Origin of the sequence: Tamlana sp. s12, from assembly GCF_016767215.1 — a bacterium.
Classification (GTDB): Bacteria; Bacteroidota; Bacteroidia; order Flavobacteriales; family Flavobacteriaceae; genus Pseudotamlana; species Pseudotamlana agarivorans.
The window spans coordinates 1,751,682-1,774,917 of record NZ_CP068547.1; the positions used below are offsets into that span (position 1 = coordinate 1,751,682).

Genomic DNA, 23,236 nt, shown 5'->3' on the forward strand with positions numbered 1-23,236 from the left:
TGCACCTCGATTTTAAGCAACAAAGAAATTAAAGTTATATAGAAATGTCAAGAGTTTGTGAACTAACAGGAAAGAAGGCGATGGTTGGAAACAACGTGTCTCATGCATTAAACAGAACTAAACGCAAGTTCAATGCGAATTTACTAAAGAAACGTTTTTACATTCCAGAAGAAGACAGCTGGATAACTTTAAAGGTTTCTGCATCTGCTTTAAAAACCATTAATAAAGTTGGTATATCTGCAGCGATTAAAGATGCGAAATCTAAAGGATTTTTAAAATAATAGCTGTATTTAAAAGTAAAAAGACATGGCAAAGAAAGGCAACAGAATACAAGTAATTTTAGAGTGCACAGAGCACAAAGAGTCTGGACAACCAGGAACTTCTAGATATATTACTACGAAAAACAAAAAGAACACGCCAGATAGAATGGAGATTAAGAAATTTAATCCAATTCTTAAGCGTATGACAGTTCATAAAGAAATTAAATAATTAGACATTTTTACATTGTTAAAAATGCCAAATAAAACCAAATAGGTCATGGCAAAGAAATCAGTAGCATCATTACAAACAGGATCTAAAAGATTAACTAAAGCAATAAAGATGGTAAAGTCTCCTAAAACTGGAGCTTACATGTTTGTTGAATCTATCATGAGTCCAGAAGAAGTTAACGACTTTTTAGCTAAAAACTAAAACGTAGCGTTTCAAGATATTATAAGCTGCTTTCTTTACGAAAGCAGCTTTTTTATTTTTATATTTGAAATGATTTTCGATGTTTTCTGACATATTAACAGTTTGTTTAAAATGGTAAGGAAATTGACAAGAGTACAGCAGGTAACATCAAAAGTGGATTTTAAAATAAGCTTTTTGTAGCCATCTAATTAATCAATGAACCGCAAAGCAATATGAGTTTTTTTAAAAAAATATTTTCCTCAGAAAAAAAAGAAACCTTAGATAAAGGATTAGAAAAGTCAAAATCTAGTTTTTTTGATAAATTAGGTAAAGCTGTAGCAGGGAAGTCTAAAGTCGATGATGATGTTTTAGATAACCTTGAAGAAGTTTTAGTTTCTAGTGATGTTGGTGTAAATACGACGCTTAAAGTTATTGAGCGAATCGAAGAACGTGTTGCTCAAGATAAATATTTAGGCACCGATGAGCTTAACAAAATATTGCGTGAAGAAATTGCGGGTCTTTTAAGTGAAACCAACTCTGGTGAAGATACAGAATACACCATTCCTAATCTTCCTAAACAACCGAATGGCTCCAAAACACCATATATTTTAATGGTTGTTGGTGTTAACGGTGTTGGAAAAACGACTACTATTGGTAAGCTGGCTTATCAGTTTAAAAAACAAGGTTTAAAAGTTGTTTTAGGTGCGGCTGATACCTTTAGAGCTGCAGCTATAGATCAACTACAAGTTTGGGCAGATCGTGTCGATGTGCCTATGGTACGTCAAGATATGGGAAGTGACCCGGCTTCTGTGGCTTTTGATGCTTTACAATCTGGTGTTAATCAAGATGCCGACGTTATTATTATCGATACAGCTGGCCGTTTGCATAATAAAGTAAACTTAATGAACGAATTGTCTAAAGTGAAACGTGTCATGCAAAAAGTGATTGGCGATGCGCCTCATGATGTTTTATTGGTTTTAGATGGTTCTACAGGACAAAACGCTTTCGAGCAAGCTAAACAATTTACGGCGGCTACAGAAGTGACTTCATTAGCAGTAACCAAACTAGATGGTACTGCCAAAGGTGGTGTCGTTATCGGTATTTCTGATCAGTTTAAAGTTCCAGTTAAATATATCGGAGTAGGCGAGGGTATTGAAGATTTACAAGTTTTCAATAAATTTGAATTCGTCGATTCTTTTTTTAAGTAACAAGATTCCTGCGAAAGCAGGAATCTCATCAGTTTTAGGTTTTAACACTAAGTTACTTTAAGGAAAACAGTTGTATGCCTTTAGCTTTATGCGTTATACCTAATGCCTACAGTATTTTCAGTCCCTGCATCTTTGTAACTCTGAGTCTTTGAGACTCTGAAACTTTGGCACTTTGCCACTCAATATCCTAAATCATTCCGTATCTTTGCGCCCTCATTTATTCAAGTTATGCGTACAAAAACTCTAAAGAAAAATAAAATAAACGTGGTTACTCTAGGTTGTAGTAAAAACGTTTACGATAGTGAAGTCCTAATGGGGCAATTAAAAGCTAGCGGTAAAGATGTTGTGCATGAAGAAGAAGGCAACGTTGTTGTAATTAACACCTGTGGTTTTATAAATAATGCCAAGGAGGAAAGTGTGAACACTATTTTAGAGTACATGCAGAAGAAAGAGGATGGTGAAGTCGATAAAGTTTTTGTTACAGGCTGCTTAAGTGAGCGTTATAAACCAGATTTACAGAAGGAAATTCCTAATGTAGATCAGTATTTTGGTACTACCGAATTACCTGGACTTTTAAAAGCTTTGGGTGCCGATTATAAGCATGAGTTGATTGGTGAGCGTTTAACCACAACGCCTAAAAATTATGCTTATTTAAAAATTGCCGAAGGTTGCGATAGACCATGTTCTTTCTGTGCTATTCCAATTATGCGTGGTAAGCACAAAAGTACGCCTATTGAAGACTTGGTTATTGAAGCTGAAAAATTAGCGGCAAACGGCGTTAAAGAATTAATTTTAATTGCTCAAGATTTAACGTATTACGGATTAGACTTATATAAAAAACGTAACCTTGCCGAATTACTTGAAGCCTTGGTAAAGGTTGAAGGTATCGAATGGATTCGTTTACATTACGCGTTTCCAACGGGATTCCCTATGGATGTGTTAGATATCATGAATCGTGAACCAAAGGTTTGTAACTATTTAGATATTCCATTACAGCATATATCAGATGATATACTGAAGAGTATGCGTCGTGGAACTACTAAGGATAAAACAACAAAGTTAATTCAAGAATTTCGTGCTAAAGTGCCTGAAATGACTATAAGAACGACATTGATTGTAGGTTATCCAGGTGAAACTGAAGCGAATTTCCAAGAGTTAAAACAGTGGGTTTCTGATATGCGTTTTGAGCGTTTAGGCTGTTTTACTTATAGTCATGAAGAGAATACACATGCTTATAATTTAGAAGATGATGTTCCTGAAGAAGTGAAAATTGATCGTGCTAATCAAATCATGGAAATTCAATCTCAAATTTCATGGGAGCTGAATCAACAAAAAATAGGGCAGGAGTTTAAAGTGGTTATCGATAGAAAAGAAGGTAATTATTTTGTGGGACGTACCGAATTCGATTCGCCTGATGTAGATAATGAAGTTTTAATTGATGCGACTAAAACCTATTTGAAAACCGGTGAGTTTGCTAAGGTTAAAATTATAGAAGCTGAAGATTTCGATTTATACGGCGAGGTAATTTCTTAGTAAATGCTTATGCGCTGTCATGCAGAATGAGGTACGACTGAAGCATCTTATCCCTAGAAGTTTACAAGGTCTTCCAGCGGAGTCGAGAAGTTTTGTTAAATTGAAGCTTTAATGTTTTTTACTCCGTACGAACACCCAATTAAAGGAGATGAATTTCTATCTGCATAACTCGCGGCTACTGTCATTTCGACATTAGGAGAAATCTTCTCGTTAACGAATATCCTAGTTTTAAAAGAGATTCCTCACTGCGTATCGGAATGACAACAACACTAGAAGTGTAGAGGGGTCACTTTAAATTTTTAATGGAAAACCTTTTGAGTTAGTTGAGTTTCGGTCAATACCTATTCCAAAACATCAAAATCGTAAATATTCTTATCCAAGAGATGAGAAGGCGAAACATTCTGCAAAGCATTTAGCATTACCGAACTTCTGTCAGGAAATTCATTTTCCCATTGACTAATCATTTCTTTTACTTTTTTACGCTGCAAATTTTCTTGAGAACCACATAAATTACAAGGAATTATAGGGAAGTCCATATGCTGGGCGTAAACTTCAATGTCTGATTCTTTACAAAGGGCTAACGGACGTAAAACAATTAAATCGCCAGCATCATTTTTAAATTTCGGAGGCATGGACTCTAGTTTGCCGGCAAAAAAGAAATTCAGTAAAAACGTTTCAATAATATCATTTCTATGATGGCCTAACGCTAGTTTATTGCATCCTAAATCTTTTGCGGCTTCATATAGTGTTCCACGTCGTAATCGGGAACAGAGGCTGCAGGTGGTTTTACCTTCAGGCGTCTTTTCCATTACCACCTTATAGGTGTTTTTTTCAATGATTTTATAAGGAACACCTAAATCCGTTAAATATTCAGGAAGTACATGTTCAGGAAAACCAGGTTGTTTCTGATCTAAATTTACAGCTATAATTTCAAAAGAAATGGGAGCCACCTTTTGAAAGTGCAACAACATTTGAAGCAAGGTGTAACTGTCTTTACCGCCAGAAAGACATATCATAATACGATCGCCATCTTCAATCATTGTATATTGTTTGATGGCCTCGCCTGTAGCGCGATGTAATTTTTTAGTAACCTGTTCTATACTTTCCATCTTGCAAAAGTATTACTTTATGTCATATTCTGGAATTATAAATAACAACTAAATTTTAGTAAAATATGATGTCAGCATCATCTTAACGTAGTGCTTTGATTTATGTAGCTAACTGATGATTTCAATGTGAAAAGCAGTATTTTACTTTGCTTATTTTTACAGAACTTCGCTTAAATTATAAATGCTAAAACAAATTGTGCTATCATGGATGTAAATGTTACAGAAGATATTATTAAACGGCTAGAGCAGCCTATAAAACTTTTTGAAGCTTCTAAATATGTACCTATAGATTTGTCGGTTACTAATAGTGCGTTTTCAAAAGTCAATTTGAATTCTGTTGAGGAATTTAGTGCTTATATCGATAACTTTCTTGCCAATCAAGGGGCTGAAATCGCTTATGGAGGTTATTTGGAAGTACGCAATATTTATAAACGCAGCACCTATTTTTTAGAAGATAACCGAAAAGCTCGAAATATACACTTGGGTGTGGACTTTTGGTGTCCCGAGAATACACCCGTGTTAGCACCTATTATTGGTAAGGTTCACAGTTTTAAAAACAATACCAATTTTGGAGATTATGGTCCAACGATTATTTTAGAACATGAGGTAGAGAAACATAAGTTTTATACACTTTACGGACATTTAAGCGAGGAAAGTATTTCTCAAATTCCAATCGGACAAACTTTCAATCCAGGTGATGTTTTAGGGCGATTGGGTGCTTCAGAAGTTAATGGTAATTATCCGCCACATTTGCATTTTCAAATCATAAAAGATATTCAGGGTCTTGAAGGTGATTATCCAGGAGTTTGTAGTAAACAAACTTTAGATTTTTATGAAAAGAATTGTCCGAATCCAGAACTATTGTTAAAGTTGTAACTATAACTTTCTTCTACTAATTTATTTTGAGATTAGAATTAGGTATATGTTTTTTTCGTACATTTAATACAGAACATTAATTATAAAAAACTTATGAAACATTTTAATCCATTAAACAGTTTTGGTGCTTTTAAAACTCCCTTATTTCAAAAAATAAGCTTTAGCGTTTTGGCTATTTTATTAGCGTTTTCTAGTTTGAACGCACAAACTGCTACCATTAAAACCGAAGAGGTTCATTTTGAAAAAGGAACGTCAGGAACTTTTATAGAGTCAAGCATCAAAGGTGAACAAATTGTCGATTATAAAATCAATGTGCGAAAAGGTCAATATATGAACGTGAGTATGGTAACTGATAATACGGCGAATTATTTTAATATTATGGAGCCAGGTGAAGAGTATGTTGCTATTTATAACAGCTCTATGGATGAGAACATGTATGAAGGTGAATTGGCAGAAAGTGGGGATTATACCATTCGTGTTTACTTAATGCGTAGTGCAGCAAGACGTAATGAAAAAGCAAATTTCAAGTTAGAAATAAATGTTAGCTCTGGAGACTAACAGCTTTGCACTTTAATTTCAAAGAATATCCTTTTATTCTAAATAAAAATCCCGATAGGAAATGCCTACCGGGATTTTTTATATGGTCTGAATTTTTTACTTATATCAATTCTGTATGACTTTTATTATTGCACCAATATTTTACTTGATGACATGTTGCCGTCTGCTGTTTTTATGGTCAATATATAAAGATTCGCCTTTAAATTAGGATCTAAATTTATATCTATAATATTACTTGTCTTTTTAAAATCGTATGATTTAATTTTTTGACCAACATTATTGTAAAGTGTTATTTCAGTTATTTCATTTTCGCCAACAGCAACCTTTATTTGATGGTTGTAAGTAGGGTTAGGGAATGTTTTAAATTGAAAATCCTTACTTTTTTCGTTAACCGAAAGTGATGTCTCGGGTAAATCGAATGGATGTTGAAATCCGGTAACACCACTAAAATCAATTTTATAAAAATCATTAGGAGTTGTTACATATAAAGTATTTAAACTAGCACCGCCAAAAGTACAATTGGTTGGATTTTCTGTAAAATTAATGGTGTTAATTAGAGTACCAGATGTGTCAAAAATTTGAATCGATTTTTTTGCAGCTACGTATAAGTTACCATCTGTATCTAGCGCCATACCATCAGCAAGCGATTTTGGTTCCGAGTTATCTGTATCTGTTAATGTGGCAAAAACCGATTTGTTACTAATAAGCCCTGTGTTTAAATCGATGTCAAATTTTATAATGTCATAGTTGTTTGAGTCACTTACAAATAAAGTCTTTCCGTCATTAGAAATAATGACCCCGTTAGGGAATTCAATACTATTATCAATTAAAGTTTTTGTTTTAGTTGTGCCTGGGCTTAAATAGTAGACTTCTTTTACATTTGGGTCTGTAACATACACGCCACCTTTTTTATCTATACATAAATCATTTGGGTTTGTAAAGCCAGTTGCATAGGTGTCTTGTAATGTGCCGCTAGTAGATTTTTCGGTTATTTGTCCGCCCTGAAATTCGCAAACAACTAAATTCATATTTTTGTCAAACATAAGCCCATTTGTTCTTACATTAGAAGTAAATGCCGTAGAAAAACTTTTTGTAGAAACGGTATAAACTTCTACTTTCCTTGTGCCTACATCAGAAAAATAAATATGATCATTTCTATCCCAAACAGGGCCTTCAATAAAATTAAATTGACCAGAACTTAATTTTACAGGGGGTTGAGAAAAAGATTGAATACTGCTAAAAAGTATTGTGACTAAGAGTAATTGTAATTTCATTGTGTTAGTTTTTTTACAAAACTATCTTTTTAACACCCTTAAAACTTGTCTTAATTTACCTTCTACTAATAGTCTTTTATCTGTTACTGTGCTTCATTTTAATTATTTCTTAGCAACTTTGTTAATACAGTCTTTCGATTTTGTTTAGGGAGGTGGAGTAACTCAAAACAATGAAGACAATTTTTAGTATGGTTCAAAATCCAAAGAATAGTTGCAATGTCATTCTGAACTCGCCGAAGACTTACCTTTAGTCTTTCAAATTGATATAGTATTTCAAACAAAAAAGCGGGTCTTGAAATTAATTTCAAGACCCGCTTTTCATTTATAAACTTCCTGCCATTACAAGAAATTAATCTTCAACAATAACCCATTCACCTTTAGCTAATAAAGGTTCAGCTTGTTTGAATTTCATGGTTTTGTTTTCACCATTCATAACGTTTTTAATCGTTACGCGATCATTTCGTCCAATTTTTGGAGCCGAACGTACAACAGTTTCCACAACTTCTGGTTGACGTTGCGTGTTACTTGCCGCTCTGCTTTGAGCAGAACGCTCATCTAAATTCGGGATTTCCTCTTTTTGAGTTTGCGTGTTTTCTTTTACACGTGTTTGTCTGGCCTCTTGAATGGTATTTTGTGTTTCTTGAGGTAATTCTCCTTTAAATAAGAATGAAATCACGTCTTTATTAACTTGGTCAATCATGCTTTTAAACAATTCAAAAGCTTCAAATTTGTAAATTAATAAAGGATCTTTTTGCTCATGAACCGCTAATTGTACCGATTGCTTTAATTCGTCCATTTTACGTAAATGCGTTTTCCAAGCATCATCGATAATGGCTAGAGCGATGTTCTTTTCAAAATCGGTGATTAATTGTTTACCGTTAGTTTCATAGGCCTTTTCAAGATCGGTAACCACGTTTAGTGATTTTATCCCATCGGTAAATGGTACTACGATACGTTTAAACTTATCGCGTTGCGTTTCGTACACATTTTTAATAACAGGGAATGCCATATCGGCATTACGCGCCATCTTTTCTTTATAATGATCGAAGGCTGCATGGTAAACTTTTGAAGTAATCTCTTGAGCCGATAATTTACCAAATTCAGCTTCAGTAACTGGAGCACCCATTGAGAAATAACGAATCAACTCAAACTCAAAGTTTTTATAATCGTTAGCGATTTTATTGTTTTCAGAAATAATTTCCGAAGTATCGAAAAGCATATTTGCTAAGTCTACACGCAAACGCTCACCGTGTAAGGCATGATGACGACGCTTATAAACCACTTCACGTTGTGCATTCATCACATCATCATATTCTAACAGACGTTTACGAACACCAAAGTTATTTTCTTCAACTTTTTTCTGAGCATTTTCAATAGACTTAGAAATCCAAGAGTGTTGAATAACTTCACCTTCTTTTAAGCCCATTTTATCCATCATTTTGGCAATACGTTCACTACCAAATAAACGCATCAAGTTATCTTCTAAGGATACGTAAAATTGTGAACTTCCGGGATCACCTTGACGACCAGCACGACCACGTAACTGTCTGTCTACACGACGCGAATCGTGGCGCTCGGTACCTACAATGGCTAAACCGCCAGCTTTTTTAACTTCTTCAGATAATTTAATATCGGTACCACGACCAGCCATATTGGTGGCGATAGTTACCTGCCCAGCATTACCAGCTTCGGCAACGATATCGGCTTCTCTTTTATGTTGTTTTGCGTTAAGGACATTATGAGGTATTTTTCTAATGCTAAGCATTTTTCCTAATAACTCACTAATTTCTACAGACGTTGTACCAATTAATACAGGGCGCCCTGCTTGTGATAATTGGGTAACCTCGTCAATAACTGCATTGTATTTTTCACGCTTTGTTTTAAATACTAAATCGTCTCTATCATCACGAGCGATTGGGCGGTTAGTTGGAATTTCAACCACATCTAATTTATAGATTTCCCAGAACTCACCAGCTTCAGTAACCGCAGTACCTGTCATACCAGATAGTTTGCGGTACATTCTAAAGTAATTTTGAAGGGTTACCGTTGCAAAAGTCTGAGTAGCATCTTCAATTTTTACATTTTCTTTAGCTTCAATCGCTTGGTGTAGTCCGTCACTGTAGCGACGTCCATCCATAATACGACCAGTTTGCTCATCAACAATCATCACTTTATTATCCATCACCACATATTGTGTGTCTTTTTCAAATAAGGCGTAGGCTTTAAGTAACTGGTTTAAGGTGTGAATACGTTCAGATTTCACCCCAAAATCTTTGTATAAATCTTCTTTAAGAGTCGCTTCTTCTTCCGCAGAAAGCCCTTGACTTTCTATTTTAGCAATTTCATCACCTATTTCTGGTAAAATGAAAAAGTCTGGATTGTCTTTACCTGAAATGTAATCAACCCCTTTGTCGGTTAATTCAACTTGATTATTTTTTTCTTCGATAACATAGTAAAGTTCCGCGTCCACCTTAGGCATTTCACGGTTGTTATCTTGCATGTAGAAGTTTTCAGTTTTTTGAAGCAGTTGTTTGATACCGTCTTCAGATAAAAACTTAATAAGCGCCTTGTTTTTAGGAATTCCGCGGTAAACACGTAACAATTGAAAAGCACCTTCTTTAGTATCACCTTCTTTAATTAACTTTTTAGCTTCTGCTAAAACACCTGTTAAATATTTACGTTGTACCGAAACAATATCATCAACTTTAGGCTTTAACTCATTAAATTCGTGATGATCACCTTTAGGGATTGGTCCAGATATAATTAATGGCGTACGTGCATCATCAACTAATACAGAATCGACCTCATCAACAATAGCGTAGTTGTGTGGACGTTGCACTAAATCTTCTGGAGCATGTGCCATGTTATCACGTAAGTAATCGAAACCAAATTCGTTGTTGGTTCCGTATGTGATGTCGGCATTATAAGCTTTTCTTCTTTCTTCAGAATTTGGTCTGTGGTAGTCAATACAATCAACACTTAAGCCATGAAATTGAAAAATTGGCGCCATCCAAGCGCTATCACGTTTCGCTAAGTAATCGTTTACCGTTACTAAGTGCACTCCTTTACCAGCCAGGGCATTTAAGTAAACAGGTAGTGTTGCCACTAATGTTTTACCTTCACCCGTTTGCATTTCGGCAATTTTACCTTGGTGCATAGCAATACCACCAATAAGTTGTACATCGTAGTGAATCATATCCCAAGTGATGGCTTTACCAGCAGCATCCCAAGAGTTTGACCAAACAGCTTGATCGTTTTCCAGAACAACATAATCCTTTTCGCTTGAAATTAAGCGGTCAAATTCGTTTGCTGTAACTGAAATAGAGGTATTATGAACAAAACGTTTTGCAGTTTCTTTTACAACAGCAAAAGCTTCAGGAAGAATGTCGTTTAAAACACTTTGAGTGACTTCGTAAGCTTCATCTTTAAGCTTATCGATATCCAAGTATATATCTTCACGTTTATCAATGTCTTCGGTGTTTTCTGCCTCTAAAGTAAGATTCGCGATTTTTTCATCGATGGCTTTATTAGCTTCGGCAATTTTAGCCTTAAACTCGGCTGTTTTTGCTCTTAATTGGTCGTGAGATAATGCTTCTAGAGCAGATTCAAAAGTTTTTATTTTGGAAACTATTGGCGTAATAGCCTTGACATCTTGTTTCGATTTGTCGCCAACAAAAACTTTTAATACAGAATTTAAAAGATTCATGAGAGTTATTTTATGTGTTACACCTAGAACGTACTAGGGTTGTCTAATATATTTTAAATGGTTCTTTTCAAGCATTTTTAAGTGCTTCCAAAGATACATCTTGTTTAAAGATATGGATAAAAAAAAGCCTCAAATTGAGACTTTTTTAACTATTCTTTATGTGTTTGTTTAATATTCATCCTCATTCCAAAGGTAATCTTCATCTGTAGGATAGTCAGACCAAATTTCTTCAATAGAGTCATAAGAGTCTCCTTCATCTTCAATAGATTGTAAGTTTTCCACAACTTCTAAAGGGGCCCCTGTTCTAATGGCGTAATCTATAAGCTCATCCTTTGTTGCTGGCCAAGGTGCATCACTTAAATAAGATGCTAGTTCTAAAGTCCAATACATTTCTTACGTGTTTAATTTTGTGCAAAAATAAATTTTTAGTTTAAACAAGCAAGAAAAAAATGAATTATTTCATATTCCATGAGTTTTTTTGTTTTTAAAGCTCAGAAGAATGGTGACTTTTGAATATAAAGGGCTCAACATGAGTAAAAACCTTATTAAAAATCATCTCAAATTTTTAGTAAGATTTTTTAAAATGCATTTATCATTAATTACAAGAACGTCTTTGTGTTTTGTGCATCGCCCATTAAAAATGGACGAGCTCAATAGCGCATGAAATTAAAGTCAATTAGCTTTCCTTTTTTTGAGGAATCCACTTAATTTCTTGTGCTCTTAAATCATAGGACAACTTCCGTGCCAACACAAAAAGGTAGTCAGATAGGCGGTTAAGGTAGGTTAAAGTGTTTGCTTCAATAGGTTCTGTTTCATTAAGTTGAGAAGCTAGTCGCTCGGCTCTGCGGCACACACAACGTGCTATATGACAGAATGACACAGACTGATTTCCACCTGGTAAAATAAAGTGAGTCATTTCGGGTAGGGCTTCATTCATCATATCCATTTCATGCTCTAGTCGCTCGATATCTTCAATAGCGATTCTGGGTATATTTAGTCGCTCTTTACCATTTTTTAATGTGGCTTTTTCAGGATCTGTTGCTAATTCGGCACCTACCGTGAACAAGCGGTCTTGAATACGAATAATTAAATCAATATAATCTTGATGAATAGGTTGATCGCGTATTAAACCTAAATATGAGTTGAGCTCATCTACAGTGCCATAACTTTCAATTCTAATATGGTGTTTAGGAACTCTTGTGCCTCCAAATAAAGCTGTAGTGCCTTTATCGCCTGTTTTTGTATAAATTTTCATGTTTTATGTGTTAAGTGGTTTTAGTAAAAACCAAGCTTGTGATATAAGAAAAAAGTTTGCGTTTAATAAGGTATGAAATGAAACCGACTTCCTAAATTCAATACATATAGGAAAAGTGGCGTTTTATAGAAAATTAGCTTTTTGTTAACACAAATATCCTATTTTAGCCACAAAATAAACAACAAACAATTAAAAACTTATGAAAAAAATTACTTTGTTACTATTGACGCTTAGTGCATCTATTTACATGCATGGTCAATCTTTTAATGGGTTTCTCACCGATAACTACAGCGGTGTGAATAGTGTCATCCTCAACCCAGCTAATATTGTAGACTCTCGTTTTAAAACCGATATCAATATTGTAGGTGCCAGCACATTTGTGGGTAACGACTACACTGGGGTTAATTTTATGGATGCCGTTAAAGGGGATTTCGATTTTGATGATGACGCAAACACGTATCCATCAGATAATAACAATGCCTTATGGAATACCGATATTTTAGGGCTTGCTTTCATGTTTAATCTTAACGAAAATAGTTCTTTAGCGGTAACTACTAGAGCTAGAGCTTTTGTAACAGCTCATAACGTTAACGGAAATCTTATCAAGAACTTTGATAGTGATGATAGTGAAGATGTTTATGTGGATGCTGGAAATTTAATAACAACAGGTCACGCTTGGGGAGAACTAGGCGTTACTTATGCGCGTGTTATAATAAACGATCGTACCAAGTTTTTAAAAGGAGGTTTAACGGTTAAGTATTTACAAGGTGGTGGATCGGCTCGTATCAATGGAAACAATGTTACGGCTAATTTGGTTGCCGATGGCGCTGGTCCAAATATGCCAACTCTCGAAACTACTGGTGAACTTACATACGCGGCTTTCGATACCTCTTTTGATGAAGATGGGTACGAGTATGAATTGCCAAAAGCTTCAGGTGTTGGATTTGATTTAGGATTTGTGTACGAATGGCGAACTAATTATCCAGACTACCAAAAAACAAATGCTAAAGGTGAAACTCACTATCTAAAAGATAAAAATAAATACAAACTGAAATTAGGTTTGTCTATTACCGATATAGGAAGCATCAATTATAAAGAAGGTGTTGAAGAAACTTATGATATAACTAGGGGAGCTGTAAGTGTAGAAGACATTGAAGATGAATTTGACAATGCTGATGACATTGAAGATTTTTTAAATAACTATTATAATATAGTAAATTCTAGTACCGGTTATAAGGTTAATCTACCTACGGCTTTACATTTTAATGCGGATTGGAGTTTTACGAATCGTTTCTATTTGAATTTAAACACCGATTTATCGCTTGTGGCTAAAGAAAAAGTAAGTGCAACCCGTGTGGCTAACACCGTGTCTTTAACACCGCGTTTTGAATCTAAGTTTTTTAGTTTTTATTTACCAATGGGTATAGTGCAGTATAGCGGATTCCAGGCTGGAGCAGGATTTAGAGCAGGGCCTTTATATATTGGTTCGGGATCTGTATTATCGGCTTTAGTGAGTGATAACAGCAAGGCAGCCGATGTGTATGCTGGTGTAAAAATTCCTATTTACCAAGGTCGTTCTAAAGATAGAGATGATGATGGTGTTATTGATAAACTTGATGAATGTCCTAAAGTAGCTGGTCCAGTTGAAAACAACGGTTGCCCATGGGGTGATGCTGATGCCGATGGTGTTCTTGATAACGTTGACGCTTGTCCTAAAGAGGCTGGCCCAGAAGAAAATAAAGGTTGTCCTTGGGGAGATGCCGATAATGATGCCATTCCTGATAATGAAGATGCGTGTCCAACAGTTGCAGGTCCTATTGAAAATAAAGGATGTCCATGGCCTGATACTGATGCAGACGGTGTTTTAGACAACGTTGATAACTGTCCGGAAGTCGCTGGAACGGTAGCAAATAATGGGTGTCCTGAAGCACCTAAGGTTACAGAAGCTGTAATGAAAACCTTAAACGCTTATGCTAAAACCATCTTATTCCATAATGGAAAATCAACGGTATTAGATGAGTCTAAGCAAGTTTTAGATAATATTGTGGGTATTTTACATGAGTATCCTGATTCTCATTTCTCGATTGATGGTCATACCGATAGTTCAGGATCTGAGGCATTAAACCAGAGATTGTCTGAAGAACGCGCAAGTACTGTAATGACTTATTTCATCGAAAACGGTATTAGTTCAGATCGTTTAACAAGTAAAGGTTATGGTGAGTCTAACCCTATTGATGATAATTCGACCGCAGAAGGAAGAAGAAATAATAGAAGGGTAGAAGTAACTTTAGTTAAACAATAATCCTTTTAGAATTATATATTTTAAAAGCCTGTAACGAGACACGTTACAGGCTTTTTTTATGATTTGTGCTTTCTGAAATTTATGAGGAAGCTCTTGTGTTACTTCTTCAAATTTTGAATCCTTTGCAGTAAGGTTGGGTGTGAGTAATGCATAAAAACATATGCAGGGTGCGGTGTTAAATTGCTTAAACTGTTTTTTGATAACTTTTTTAATGAGGATATTAAAGGTTCTGCTTTGAAAGTGTTTTTAGCATAATCATCCGCTTGGTATTCGAATTTTCTTGAAAATAAATTCATAATAAGCCCTGTTACTTCTGAAATTGGTGCGTACAGCAATCCGAAGGCAATTAAACCAATATGAAAGCTTGGGGTATCTACACCTAAGGCGTTTGATAGTAAGGGATTTGAGATGAATAAAGATAAGATGTACAATGTAATTCCTGTTAAAAGGATAGAAGCAAACAAATTAAAAATGATATGTTTCTTTTTATAATGACCAACTTCGTGTGCTAAAACAGCAACAATTTCATCTTCTTCTAAATCATTAATTAAAGTGTCGTACAATGTAACGCGCTTCTCACTTCCAAACCCCGAAAAATAAGCATTAGCTTTCGTGCTTCGTTTGGAGCCGTCAATAACAAATATTTTATCGAGTTTAAAACCTACGGTTTTAGCGTATTTTGAGATGCTATTTCTTAAACTTCCAGCTTCTAAAGGTGTTTGTTTATTGAATAGTGGCACGATTAATTTTGAATAAAACATATTCATAAATAATGTGAATATGGCCATAAGTCCCCAGGCATATAACCAAAACTGTGTGCCAGTAACTTGGTAAAACCAGATGATGAGTGCTAAAATACCACCGCCTAGTATGGTCATCATTAACCAGCCCTTTAGTTTATCCAAAAAGAAAAGCTTTTTAGAGGTTTTATTGAATCCAAACTTTTCTTCAATAACAAAGGTGCTGTAGTAGGAAAACGGTGTGGTTAAAATATCGCTGCCAATCATTATAATGCCGAAGAAAACAAGCGCAATAATGATAGGGTTTTCACTAATACCACGAGCTATTTGGTCTACATATGCAAATCCGTCAAGTCCCAAAAAAGCTAAGGTTAAAACAATAGAAAATGATGAGGTTAATAAATCAAACTTATAGTTGGTGGCTTTATATTTTTGTGATTTTTTGTAGGCCTCTTCATCATAAACATCTTCCAGTTCTTTCGGGAGTTTATCATTATAATGTTTGGCATTTAGAGCATCTAATATTTTATCGACAACAAAATTGACGATAATAATTGCAATAATGATGTAAAAAAGGATTTGTGAGGTCATATACAGAAGTGATGTTAGGTGCAGATTTGTTTCAATCTTTTTTGTGTGATAGATAAACTATTAACTCTAAAAGCGAGCAATTGTTGATATGTTTAATGGTGTAATCGGGAGATTAAAGTTTCAATTTGTAGTTTTCTTTTAGCTTTTAGCTTTTAGCTTTTAACTTTTAACTGTTCACCGTTCCATCAAACCCGCGTTGGCGTTTTGCTTCAAAAATTAAAATGCCTGCAGCAACCGATACATTCATGGAATCTATAGCACCTTGCATGGGGATAATGATGTTTTGTGTTGCATTTTCTCGCCATTCTTCACTTAGGCCAGTTGCCTCGGTGCCTACAACTATAGCTGTAGGTTTTGTGAAATCCTGCTTGTGATAGGGTTCTGACGCTTGTAGTGCAGCACAATAAATGTGAATGCCTATAGTCTTTAAAAACTTAATGATTTCAGTGGTATTTCCTGTTGCAATGGTGTTGGTGAATACACAACCAACGCTAGAACGTATGATATTCGGGTTGTATAAATCGGTTTTCGGATTGGCAATAATAACAGCGTCCACGTTAGCGGCATCAGCAGTTCGTAGTATAGCACCAATATTTCCTGGTTTTTCGGGAGCTTCAGCAATTAAAATTAAAGGACTTTTTGTGTTGAACTTTAAAGCATCTAGCTGATGTGACTTGGATTTAGCCACAGCTAAAATCCCTTCCGTAGTTTCCCTATAAGCCAGTTTTTGATAGACTTCCTTTGATATTTCTATCATATCAACGCCTTCAGCGTTAAGCGCTTCTACACGTTCTAAAGGGTGTAATTCAGGGTTGAATAGGATGGTTTCAATGTCATATCCGCCTTGTATGGCTAACATAATTTCACGAGCGCCTTCTATTAAAAAAAGGCCTGTTTTACGTCGTTCACGAGACTTTTCTTTTAATTGGAAAAGTTGTTTTACAAACGAATTTTGTATGCTGGTAATGGCTTTCATAATTGAACAACAAAAGTAAAGGATTTTATGTAATTAATCGGAAATGACCGCGTCAAAACAAGAAACCTATTAAAACATAACATGAAAAAAATTATTTACTTATTTGTAGCACTTGCTTTTTGGAACTGTAAAGATGTGAAAAAAGAAACTGTAGTAACACCTGTAGAGACAGAAACTAAGGAAATAGCTGAAGAAAAGAAATATCCTGAAGCTTTAGAAAAAATATTTGAAGCTCACGGAGGCTTGGATCTTTGGAAAAGTATGCGATTTCTAGAATTCACCATGGAGAAAAATGGTGTTAATGAGGTTACTTCAACCGATTTATGGAACAGAAAGTCCTTAATTGAAACTCCAGATCATGCCTTAGGTTATGATGGGGAACAAGTTTGGTTACAGAATAAGCATGATGCCGAATACAAAGGGAAACCTAAATTTTACTATAACTTGATGTTCTACTTTTATACCATGCCTTTCATTTTATCTGATGATGGTATTATTTATGGTGATATCGAACCTTTGGTTTTTGAAGGTAAAACCTATCCAGGCATAAGAATAGGATACCAAAGTGGTGTAGGGGAGTCTCCAGAAGATGAATATGCTATTTACTACAACCCTGAAACTTATAAAATGGAATGGTTAGGTTATACCGTAACCTTCTTTACTCAAGAAAAAGCTAAAGAATGGCATTTTAGAAAATACAGTGAGTGGATGAATGTGGACGGTTTGTTATTACCTAAAACAATTGTGAGGTATGAATATGAAAACAATTTACCTACTACCGTACATAGCGAAAACCATTTTGAAAACGTGAAAGTTTCAAAAGAAAAAGCGAATCAGGAATTATTTGCAATGCCTGAAAACGCTCAAGTTATAGAGTAAATTATAAACTGTTTTTTTCAAAATAGTTAACTAAAAGCGCAACGACATAGTTATAACTTTGCATGCCTTTACTTTGTTTATTGGCTATTAAAAAACCGTTGTAAAAAGATTTAAAAAGAGGTTCGGCTGGATTTTGGTGTTTATCCCAAAACTCACGAACCTCTTTGTAGTTTTTAAGAATACCAAGATTTACAGTTTTTTCCATCTTTTCAAATAAATCAGGGTCGCGCCTGTAAATTTCATTTAAGCAAAAACGCAGTCCAAAGGTATAACCTGAATACTGAATGTATGGATCAGGGTGCTTTATAGCCGCCATACTTCCGATAAAATTGGCTTCATTTTCGGCAGCATATCCTAATTGATGGGCGATTTCATGTGTGGTAGTTGTTGAAAGTTTATAAATAGGAATGAGTCCGTCTACCTGTGCTTCATTGGTAAACGGATTTAAATACCCGCTAAACCCCATATAGGTTAGTGGATAGCTGAATAAGGATTGTTTCACGCTTCGTGGATGATAAGCTAAATGCGGAAAAGTTTCCTTTAAATACTTATACCCTTCGGGAGCCTTTTTAAATAATTCCGATTTATTATAAGGCATCTCAACTTTTAAAGTGTCATTATTCGTGATCTTTATATGGATGGCATTCGACTTTGTGATGAGTCTTTCTGTAAAAATTATTAGTTGCTCTGTGGTGTAATCATGTTCCAATTCTAAGCTTTTGTGAAGTGGTTGTCGGTAGTAGTTTAAGCCCCAAAATACATGAAAGACAAAGTAAAAAATAGAGAGCGTTGCAAAAACATCAATAAGCCAATTTTTGGTGTCCAGGCGTAAACGTCTCCTGTTTAAAACTAACCAGCGTAACGCATAAATTATAGTTAAAGCATAAACCAAATCACCAAATGAAAAAGGAATCCACCCTAAAATATAACGTGATAGTTTGGAGATTAATGGGTAGAATGCTTTGCTGTAGTAGGTCTCAACAAAATCCGGATAATTGGAAAGTATTCTAACTATGATTATTTGAGGAAATAAAGCAAGTGCTATTATTGTTTTTTTGTCTTTGAGCATCATCAAAAATAGTAAAAAAATAGAGCATATAATTTTCAATTTTCAAAGTTTTTATAAGGTTAAACTTTGTTAAATCTTAAATATTACAGTATCATTAAGATGCTGAGGTCGCCCCATTTTTCTATCTTTGACGGATAAAATAATCACAAAATGAACACAGAAATAAGACAATTAGAACCTCAAGCCCTTTGGAATAAATTTGCAGATTTAAATGCGGTACCACGACCTTCTAAAAAAGAAGAAAGGATCATCGCTTTTATGAAAGCTTTTGGTGAAAATTTAGGTCTTGAAACACTGGTTGATGCCGTTGGTAATGTGATTATTAAAAAGCCAGCAACTTCAGGTATGGAAGATCGTGTAACTGTTGTGATGCAATCGCATTTAGATATGGTGCACCAAAAAAATAATGATACTGACTTTGATTTTGATACACAAGGTATTGACATGTATGTTGATGGCGATTGGGTACGTGCTAAAGGAACTACTTTAGGTGCCGATAACGGATTAGGTGTTGCTACTATTATGGCGATTCTAGAAAGTGATTCTATTGCTCATCCAGCTATAGAAGCTCTTTTTACTATTGATGAAGAAACCGGTATGACTGGTGCCATGGGATTAAAAGGCGGGTTACTTTCAGGAGGTATATTATTGAATTTAGATACCGAAGAAGACGATGAAATTGGAGTGGGCTGTGCCGGAGGAATGGATGTTACCGCGACACGACAGTATGAAGAAGAAGAAACTTCAGAAATAAAAATTGGCTATAAAATTGAAGTGAAAGGTTTGCAGGGTGGTCATTCAGGTATGCAAATTCATGAAGGTTTAGGGAATGCCAATAAATTGATGAATCGTGTTTTACACGATAAATTCGAAGCTTTTGGGTTGCGTATTTCATCTATTGACGGTGGAAGTTTACGTAATGCGATTCCTAGAGAAAGTACTGCTATTGTGGCTATTGACGCTATGAAAGAAGATGATTTTGTTGCTGAGATTAAAAACCTAGAAGCGATTATAAAAAAGGAGCTTAAAACCATGGAGCCCGATTTAAGTATCACAGCTTCAAAATGTGAAACGCCAGAAATGGTTATGGATTTAATGACCCAAGAGGGATTCACAAGAGCTATGTATGCGGCAATAAATGGTGTGTATCGTATGAGTGCAGATATTCCAGAACTGGTTGAAACGTCTAATAATATTGCTAGAGTTATTGTTGAAGATGGTGATATGCATATTGGTTGCTTAACTCGATCTTCTGTAGAAAGTTCTAAAATTGATTTAGTAAATGCTTTACAATCAACTTTCGAATTGATGGGGTGCGAGGTTGAGGCTTCAGGTGATTATCCTGGATGGACACCCAACATGGATTCAGCCATTTTAAAGGTGATGACTAAAGTTTACGAAGACTTAAATAATGAAAAACCTCATGTTGCTGCCTGTCACGCCGGATTGGAATGTGGTATTCTTGGTCAGAATTACCCAGAAATGGATATGATTAGTTTTGGACCAACCATTAAAGGTGCGCACTCTCCAGATGAAAGAGCACAAATTTCTTCAGTTCAAAAGTATTGGAAGTTTGTTTTAGAGATTTTGAAGCAGATTCCTGTGAAATAGGTTTATTTGTTTAGCTGTGGATTTGTTTAACCGTTAAACAGTGTATTCATTGAACTATTTCTGTCATACCGACGGTAGGAGGTATCTTTTTAAGTGTAAGTTTTTATTTAAAAGATGTCTCACTGTGTTCGACATGACAAGTGACACTCACAATTAAACGATTCAACAAATAAACAACAAAATCAAGGTACAGGATCATAACCCGAACCACCCCAAGGATGACAACTTAAAATTCGCTTTATAGCCAACCAACTGCCTTTAAAAAAACCATGTTTGGTTAAAGCTTCCTTGGCATATTGAGAGCAAGTAGGGTGGAATCTGCAAGTCGCAGGGGTTAAAGGGGAAATGAAAGTTTGATACACTTTTATTAAAAGTAAAAAAGGCGCTATCAGTATTTTTTTAAGCATGCTTATTTACTTTTAATAAAGTATCTTCTATAGAGTTTCTTTTTATTGAATTGAAAAAGTAGTGCCGTCTTTGCCGTCTTTGAGCTGAATACCTACTTCAGCTAATTCATCACGGATTTTATCTGATAAAGCAAAATCTTTATTTGCTCTAGCTTCTTGCCTAAGTTTAATTAAAACATCGACAGCTCCAGAAAGTTTATCAGTTCCAGAATTGTTGCTAGCGTTGTTTTCCAAACCAAGGACATCAAAAACAAAGGTGTTTAAAGTGTCTTTTAAAATGTTTAAATCTTCAGAAGTAAGGGTTTCACTGCCTTCCTTAAGCTGATTGATATATTTTGCTGCTTCAAATAAATGAGCGATTAAAATTGGCGAATTAAAATCATCGTTCATCGCATCATAGCATTTTTGTTTCCAAGATTCAATGTCTAATGATGATACTTTTGAAGCTTGTACACCACCTAGCAAATTCATGGCTTCCATCAATCTGTTAAAGCCTTTTTCGCTTGCTAATAATCCGTCGTCTGTTAAGTCTAATACACTTCGGTAAGATGATTGTGCAATAAAGAAACGAATCACACTTGGTGCATAAGCTTTACTGAAAAATTTATTGTCTCCTGAAAGTAATTCGTGAGGATTCACGGTATTTCCAGTGGATTTAGACATACGTTGCCCGTTTAACTCTAGCATATTGGCATGCATCCAGTAATTTACAGGCGATTTTCCTAAAGCGGCTTCATTTTGAGCTATTTCGCATTCGTGGTGTGGAAATTTTAAATCCATTCCACCACCGTGAATGTCAAATTGTTCGCCTAAGTATTTGGTACTCATGGCAGTACACTCTAAGTGCCAACCAGGAAATCCATCGCTCCAAGGTGAAGGCCAACGCATAATGTGCTGGGGTTCGGCTTTTTTCCAAAGCGCAAAATCTTGAGGATTCTTTTTATCGCTTTGTCCGTCTAAGGTTCGTGTATTGTGAATTAAATCGTCAAGTTTACGTTTACTCAATTTGCCGTACTTATTAGTTTCATTAAACTTATGGACATCAAAGTACACCGAGCCGTTTACGACATAGGCAAATCCGTTGTCAATAATGTTTTTTATGAGTTCAATTTGCTCGATAATATGTCCCGTAGCAGTAGGCTCAATACTTGGCGGTAAAAAGTTAAACGTGTTTAAAATATTATGAAAATCTACGGTGTATCGTTGTACGACTTCCATAGGTTCAATTTGTTCTAAACGCGCTTTTTTGGTGATTTTATCTTCACCAACATCAGCATCATTTTCTAAATGTCCTGCATCTGTAATGTTTCTAACATAACGCACTTTGTAACCCAAATGCTTCAAATAACGAAAAATCATGTCAAAAGACATAAATGTTCTCACATTACCTAAGTGTACATTACTATAAACCGTAGGACCACAAACATACATGCCAATATGGCCTTCATTAATAGGTTTAAATGTTTCTTTTTTTCCGGATAATGAATTGTAAATCTTTAGGGATTGCGATTGGTATAACTGCATGCGGATTTAGATAACAAGTTTTTTTGATGAATGAACTAAAAAGTAGTGTCTAATTTTATATAGTCTAAAAATTCACGACGGGTACCCATATCTTTAAATTTTCCTCCAAATTCTGAAGTTACGGTACTGCTTTCAATGTCGCGAATACCTCTTGAGTTTACGCATAAATGTTTAGCATCAATCACACAAGCTACATCTTTTGTTCCTAATACTCTTTGAAGTTCTCTAACGATTTGAATGGTTAAACGCTCTTGAACTTGTGGGCGCTTTGCGAAGTAATCTACAACACGATTCATTTTAGATAAACCAACCACGGTACCATTAGAAATATAGGCGATATGTGCTCTACCAACTATAGGAAGTAAGTGGTGCTCGCAAGTTGAATAAACCGTGATGTTTTTTTCAACCAACATTTCGCCATACTTGTATTTGTTGTCGAAAGTAGAAGCACTAGGCTTTTTAGAAGGGTCTAAACCTCCAAAAATTTCTTTAACAAACATTTTTGCTACACGGTTTGGAGTTCCTTTTAGGCTGTCATCGGTTAAATCTAAACCTAAGGTTTCCATGATATGACGCACATCATCTTTAATAATGTCTATTTTTTCTTCGTTAGACAGTTTAAAAGCATCATTTCGCATTGGTGTATCTTCCGAAGTACCAATGTGTTCTTCTCCTAAGGCGTCAAAATCGTCTAAATTACTATCGAATTTCATCTGTTAAAATCTATTGTTTTTTCAACAATCATAAAAGTCATTCATTGTTACTTCTTTGTTTATAAGAGTTTTATGTTAGAATGACGAATGATTTGTATTTCAAAAATTAGTTTGCAAAGATAAGCAATTCCGTTTTGTTATACTTGGTGTTGATAAAATATTAATTATTTGCTTTAGTCTGAATATTACCCTATTCATTACAAGCCGTTTTTTATATAAATTATGACTAATTCAAA

The 23,236-nt window shown here is 35.1% G+C and carries 21 protein-coding genes; 10 read left to right on the top strand and 11 right to left on the bottom strand.

The genetic code is table 11. The annotated features are described in order from the left end of the window. Nucleotides 1–44 precede the first annotated feature (44 nt). The 5 genes from rpmB (at nt 45) to rimO (ending at nt 3,410) form a co-directional block, all read left to right on the top strand. Nucleotides 45–281: a 50S ribosomal protein L28 gene (gene rpmB / locus JJL45_RS07585; protein ID WP_067148698.1), complete on the top strand. Its 237-nt coding sequence runs from the start codon at nt 45–47 to the stop codon at nt 279–281. Between the two features lie 25 nt (nt 282–306). After that, nucleotides 307–489 (top strand): 50S ribosomal protein L33, encoded by a 183-nt coding sequence (gene rpmG, locus JJL45_RS07590; RefSeq protein WP_007648529.1) that lies wholly within the window; start codon nt 307–309, stop codon nt 487–489. A 48-nt stretch (nt 490–537) separates the two neighbouring features. Then, complete coding sequence (locus JJL45_RS07595; RefSeq protein WP_067148695.1) at nt 538–690, top strand: DUF4295 domain-containing protein; 153 nt, start codon at nt 538–540, stop codon at nt 688–690. Nucleotides 691–902: 212 nt separating this feature from the next. Further along, on the top strand, nt 903–1,877 hold the full coding sequence (gene ftsY, locus JJL45_RS07600; RefSeq protein WP_068603039.1) for a signal recognition particle-docking protein FtsY: 975 nt from the start codon (nt 903–905) through the stop codon (nt 1,875–1,877). A gap of 228 nt (nt 1,878–2,105) precedes the next feature. After that, nucleotides 2,106–3,410, top strand: coding sequence for a 30S ribosomal protein S12 methylthiotransferase RimO (gene rimO / locus JJL45_RS07605; protein ID WP_068603038.1), 1,305 nt, complete (start codon nt 2,106–2,108; stop codon nt 3,408–3,410). A gap of 341 nt (nt 3,411–3,751) precedes the next feature. On the opposite strand, the gene ttcA is transcribed toward rimO, so the two are convergent. Beyond that, on the bottom strand, nt 3,752–4,519 hold the full coding sequence (gene ttcA, locus JJL45_RS07610) for a tRNA 2-thiocytidine(32) synthetase TtcA (RefSeq protein WP_068603037.1): 768 nt from the start codon (nt 4,517–4,519) through the stop codon (nt 3,752–3,754). 204 nt (nt 4,520–4,723) lie between these two features. Between ttcA and JJL45_RS07615 the strand changes: the two genes are divergently transcribed. Together JJL45_RS07615 and JJL45_RS07620 are read left to right on the top strand one after the other, a co-directional pair. Continuing rightward, a complete protein-coding gene (locus JJL45_RS07615; RefSeq protein ID WP_068603036.1) occupies nt 4,724–5,395 on the top strand; it encodes a peptidoglycan DD-metalloendopeptidase family protein in 672 nt (223 codons plus the stop codon). Between the two features lie 93 nt (nt 5,396–5,488). After that, nucleotides 5,489–5,953 (top strand): hypothetical protein, encoded by a 465-nt coding sequence (locus JJL45_RS07620; RefSeq protein WP_082935907.1) that lies wholly within the window; start codon nt 5,489–5,491, stop codon nt 5,951–5,953. 125 nt (nt 5,954–6,078) lie between these two features. Here the strand turns inward: JJL45_RS07620 and JJL45_RS07625 are convergent, their stop codons facing one another. The 4 genes from JJL45_RS07625 to JJL45_RS07640 all read right to left on the bottom strand — a co-directional run bounded on the left by JJL45_RS07625 (nt 6,079) and on the right by JJL45_RS07640 (nt 12,188). Next, nucleotides 6,079–7,227 carry an SMP-30/gluconolactonase/LRE family protein gene (locus JJL45_RS07625; RefSeq protein ID WP_068603035.1) on the bottom strand — a complete coding sequence of 383 codons (1,149 nt, stop codon included), beginning with the start codon at nt 7,225–7,227 and terminating at the stop codon, nt 6,079–6,081. Between the two features lie 349 nt (nt 7,228–7,576). Then, a complete protein-coding gene (gene secA, locus JJL45_RS07630) occupies nt 7,577–10,933 on the bottom strand; it encodes a preprotein translocase subunit SecA (RefSeq protein ID WP_068603034.1) in 3,357 nt (1,118 codons plus the stop codon). Nucleotides 10,934–11,101: 168 nt separating this feature from the next. Continuing rightward, nucleotides 11,102–11,323, bottom strand: coding sequence for a DUF2795 domain-containing protein (locus tag JJL45_RS07635; protein WP_019387375.1), 222 nt, complete (start codon nt 11,321–11,323; stop codon nt 11,102–11,104). Nucleotides 11,324–11,609: 286 nt separating this feature from the next. Beyond that, complete coding sequence (locus tag JJL45_RS07640; RefSeq protein ID WP_068603033.1) at nt 11,610–12,188, bottom strand: cob(I)yrinic acid a,c-diamide adenosyltransferase; 579 nt, start codon at nt 12,186–12,188, stop codon at nt 11,610–11,612. A gap of 199 nt (nt 12,189–12,387) precedes the next feature. On the opposite strand from JJL45_RS07640, the gene JJL45_RS07645 reads away from it, so the two are divergent. Continuing rightward, nucleotides 12,388–14,490 (top strand): DUF5723 family protein, encoded by a 2,103-nt coding sequence (locus tag JJL45_RS07645; RefSeq protein ID WP_068603032.1) that lies wholly within the window; start codon nt 12,388–12,390, stop codon nt 14,488–14,490. Between the two features lie 98 nt (nt 14,491–14,588). On the opposite strand, the gene JJL45_RS07650 is transcribed toward JJL45_RS07645, so the two are convergent. Beyond that, complete coding sequence (locus JJL45_RS07650) at nt 14,589–15,821, bottom strand: M48 family metallopeptidase (RefSeq protein ID WP_068603031.1); 1,233 nt, start codon at nt 15,819–15,821, stop codon at nt 14,589–14,591. 166 nt (nt 15,822–15,987) lie between these two features. Beyond that, the gene (locus JJL45_RS07655) at nt 15,988–16,797 is read right to left on the bottom strand and encodes a TrmH family RNA methyltransferase (RefSeq protein WP_068603030.1); all 810 of its coding nucleotides are present in this window, start codon (nt 16,795–16,797) and stop codon (nt 15,988–15,990) included. An 81-nt stretch (nt 16,798–16,878) separates the two neighbouring features. Here JJL45_RS07655 and JJL45_RS07660 point away from each other — a divergent pair, with 81 nt between their 5' ends. Continuing rightward, nucleotides 16,879–17,676, top strand: coding sequence for a DUF6503 family protein (locus JJL45_RS07660; protein ID WP_068603029.1), 798 nt, complete (start codon nt 16,879–16,881; stop codon nt 17,674–17,676). 1 nt (nt 17,677) lies between these two features. Here JJL45_RS07660 and JJL45_RS07665 read toward each other — a convergent pair whose 3' ends face one another. Further along, nucleotides 17,678–18,748 (bottom strand): DUF3810 domain-containing protein, encoded by a 1,071-nt coding sequence (locus tag JJL45_RS07665; protein WP_317191995.1) that lies wholly within the window; start codon nt 18,746–18,748, stop codon nt 17,678–17,680. A 147-nt stretch (nt 18,749–18,895) separates the two neighbouring features. On the opposite strand from JJL45_RS07665, the gene JJL45_RS07670 reads away from it, so the two are divergent. Then, nucleotides 18,896–20,356 carry an aminoacyl-histidine dipeptidase gene (locus JJL45_RS07670; RefSeq protein ID WP_068603027.1) on the top strand — a complete coding sequence of 487 codons (1,461 nt, stop codon included), beginning with the start codon at nt 18,896–18,898 and terminating at the stop codon, nt 20,354–20,356. A 182-nt stretch (nt 20,357–20,538) separates the two neighbouring features. Here JJL45_RS07670 and yidD read toward each other — a convergent pair whose 3' ends face one another. From yidD to folE, 3 genes are read right to left on the bottom strand one after another with little or no spacing between them, the layout of a single operon-like run. Beyond that, complete coding sequence (gene yidD / locus JJL45_RS07675; RefSeq protein WP_068603026.1) at nt 20,539–20,763, bottom strand: membrane protein insertion efficiency factor YidD; 225 nt, start codon at nt 20,761–20,763, stop codon at nt 20,539–20,541. A 42-nt stretch (nt 20,764–20,805) separates the two neighbouring features. Further along, on the bottom strand, nt 20,806–22,287 hold the full coding sequence (gene cysS / locus JJL45_RS07680) for a cysteine--tRNA ligase (RefSeq protein ID WP_068603025.1): 1,482 nt from the start codon (nt 22,285–22,287) through the stop codon (nt 20,806–20,808). Between the two features lie 35 nt (nt 22,288–22,322). Then, complete coding sequence (gene folE, locus JJL45_RS07685) at nt 22,323–23,000, bottom strand: GTP cyclohydrolase I FolE (RefSeq protein WP_068603024.1); 678 nt, start codon at nt 22,998–23,000, stop codon at nt 22,323–22,325. Between the last annotated feature and the right edge of the window lie 236 nt (nt 23,001–23,236).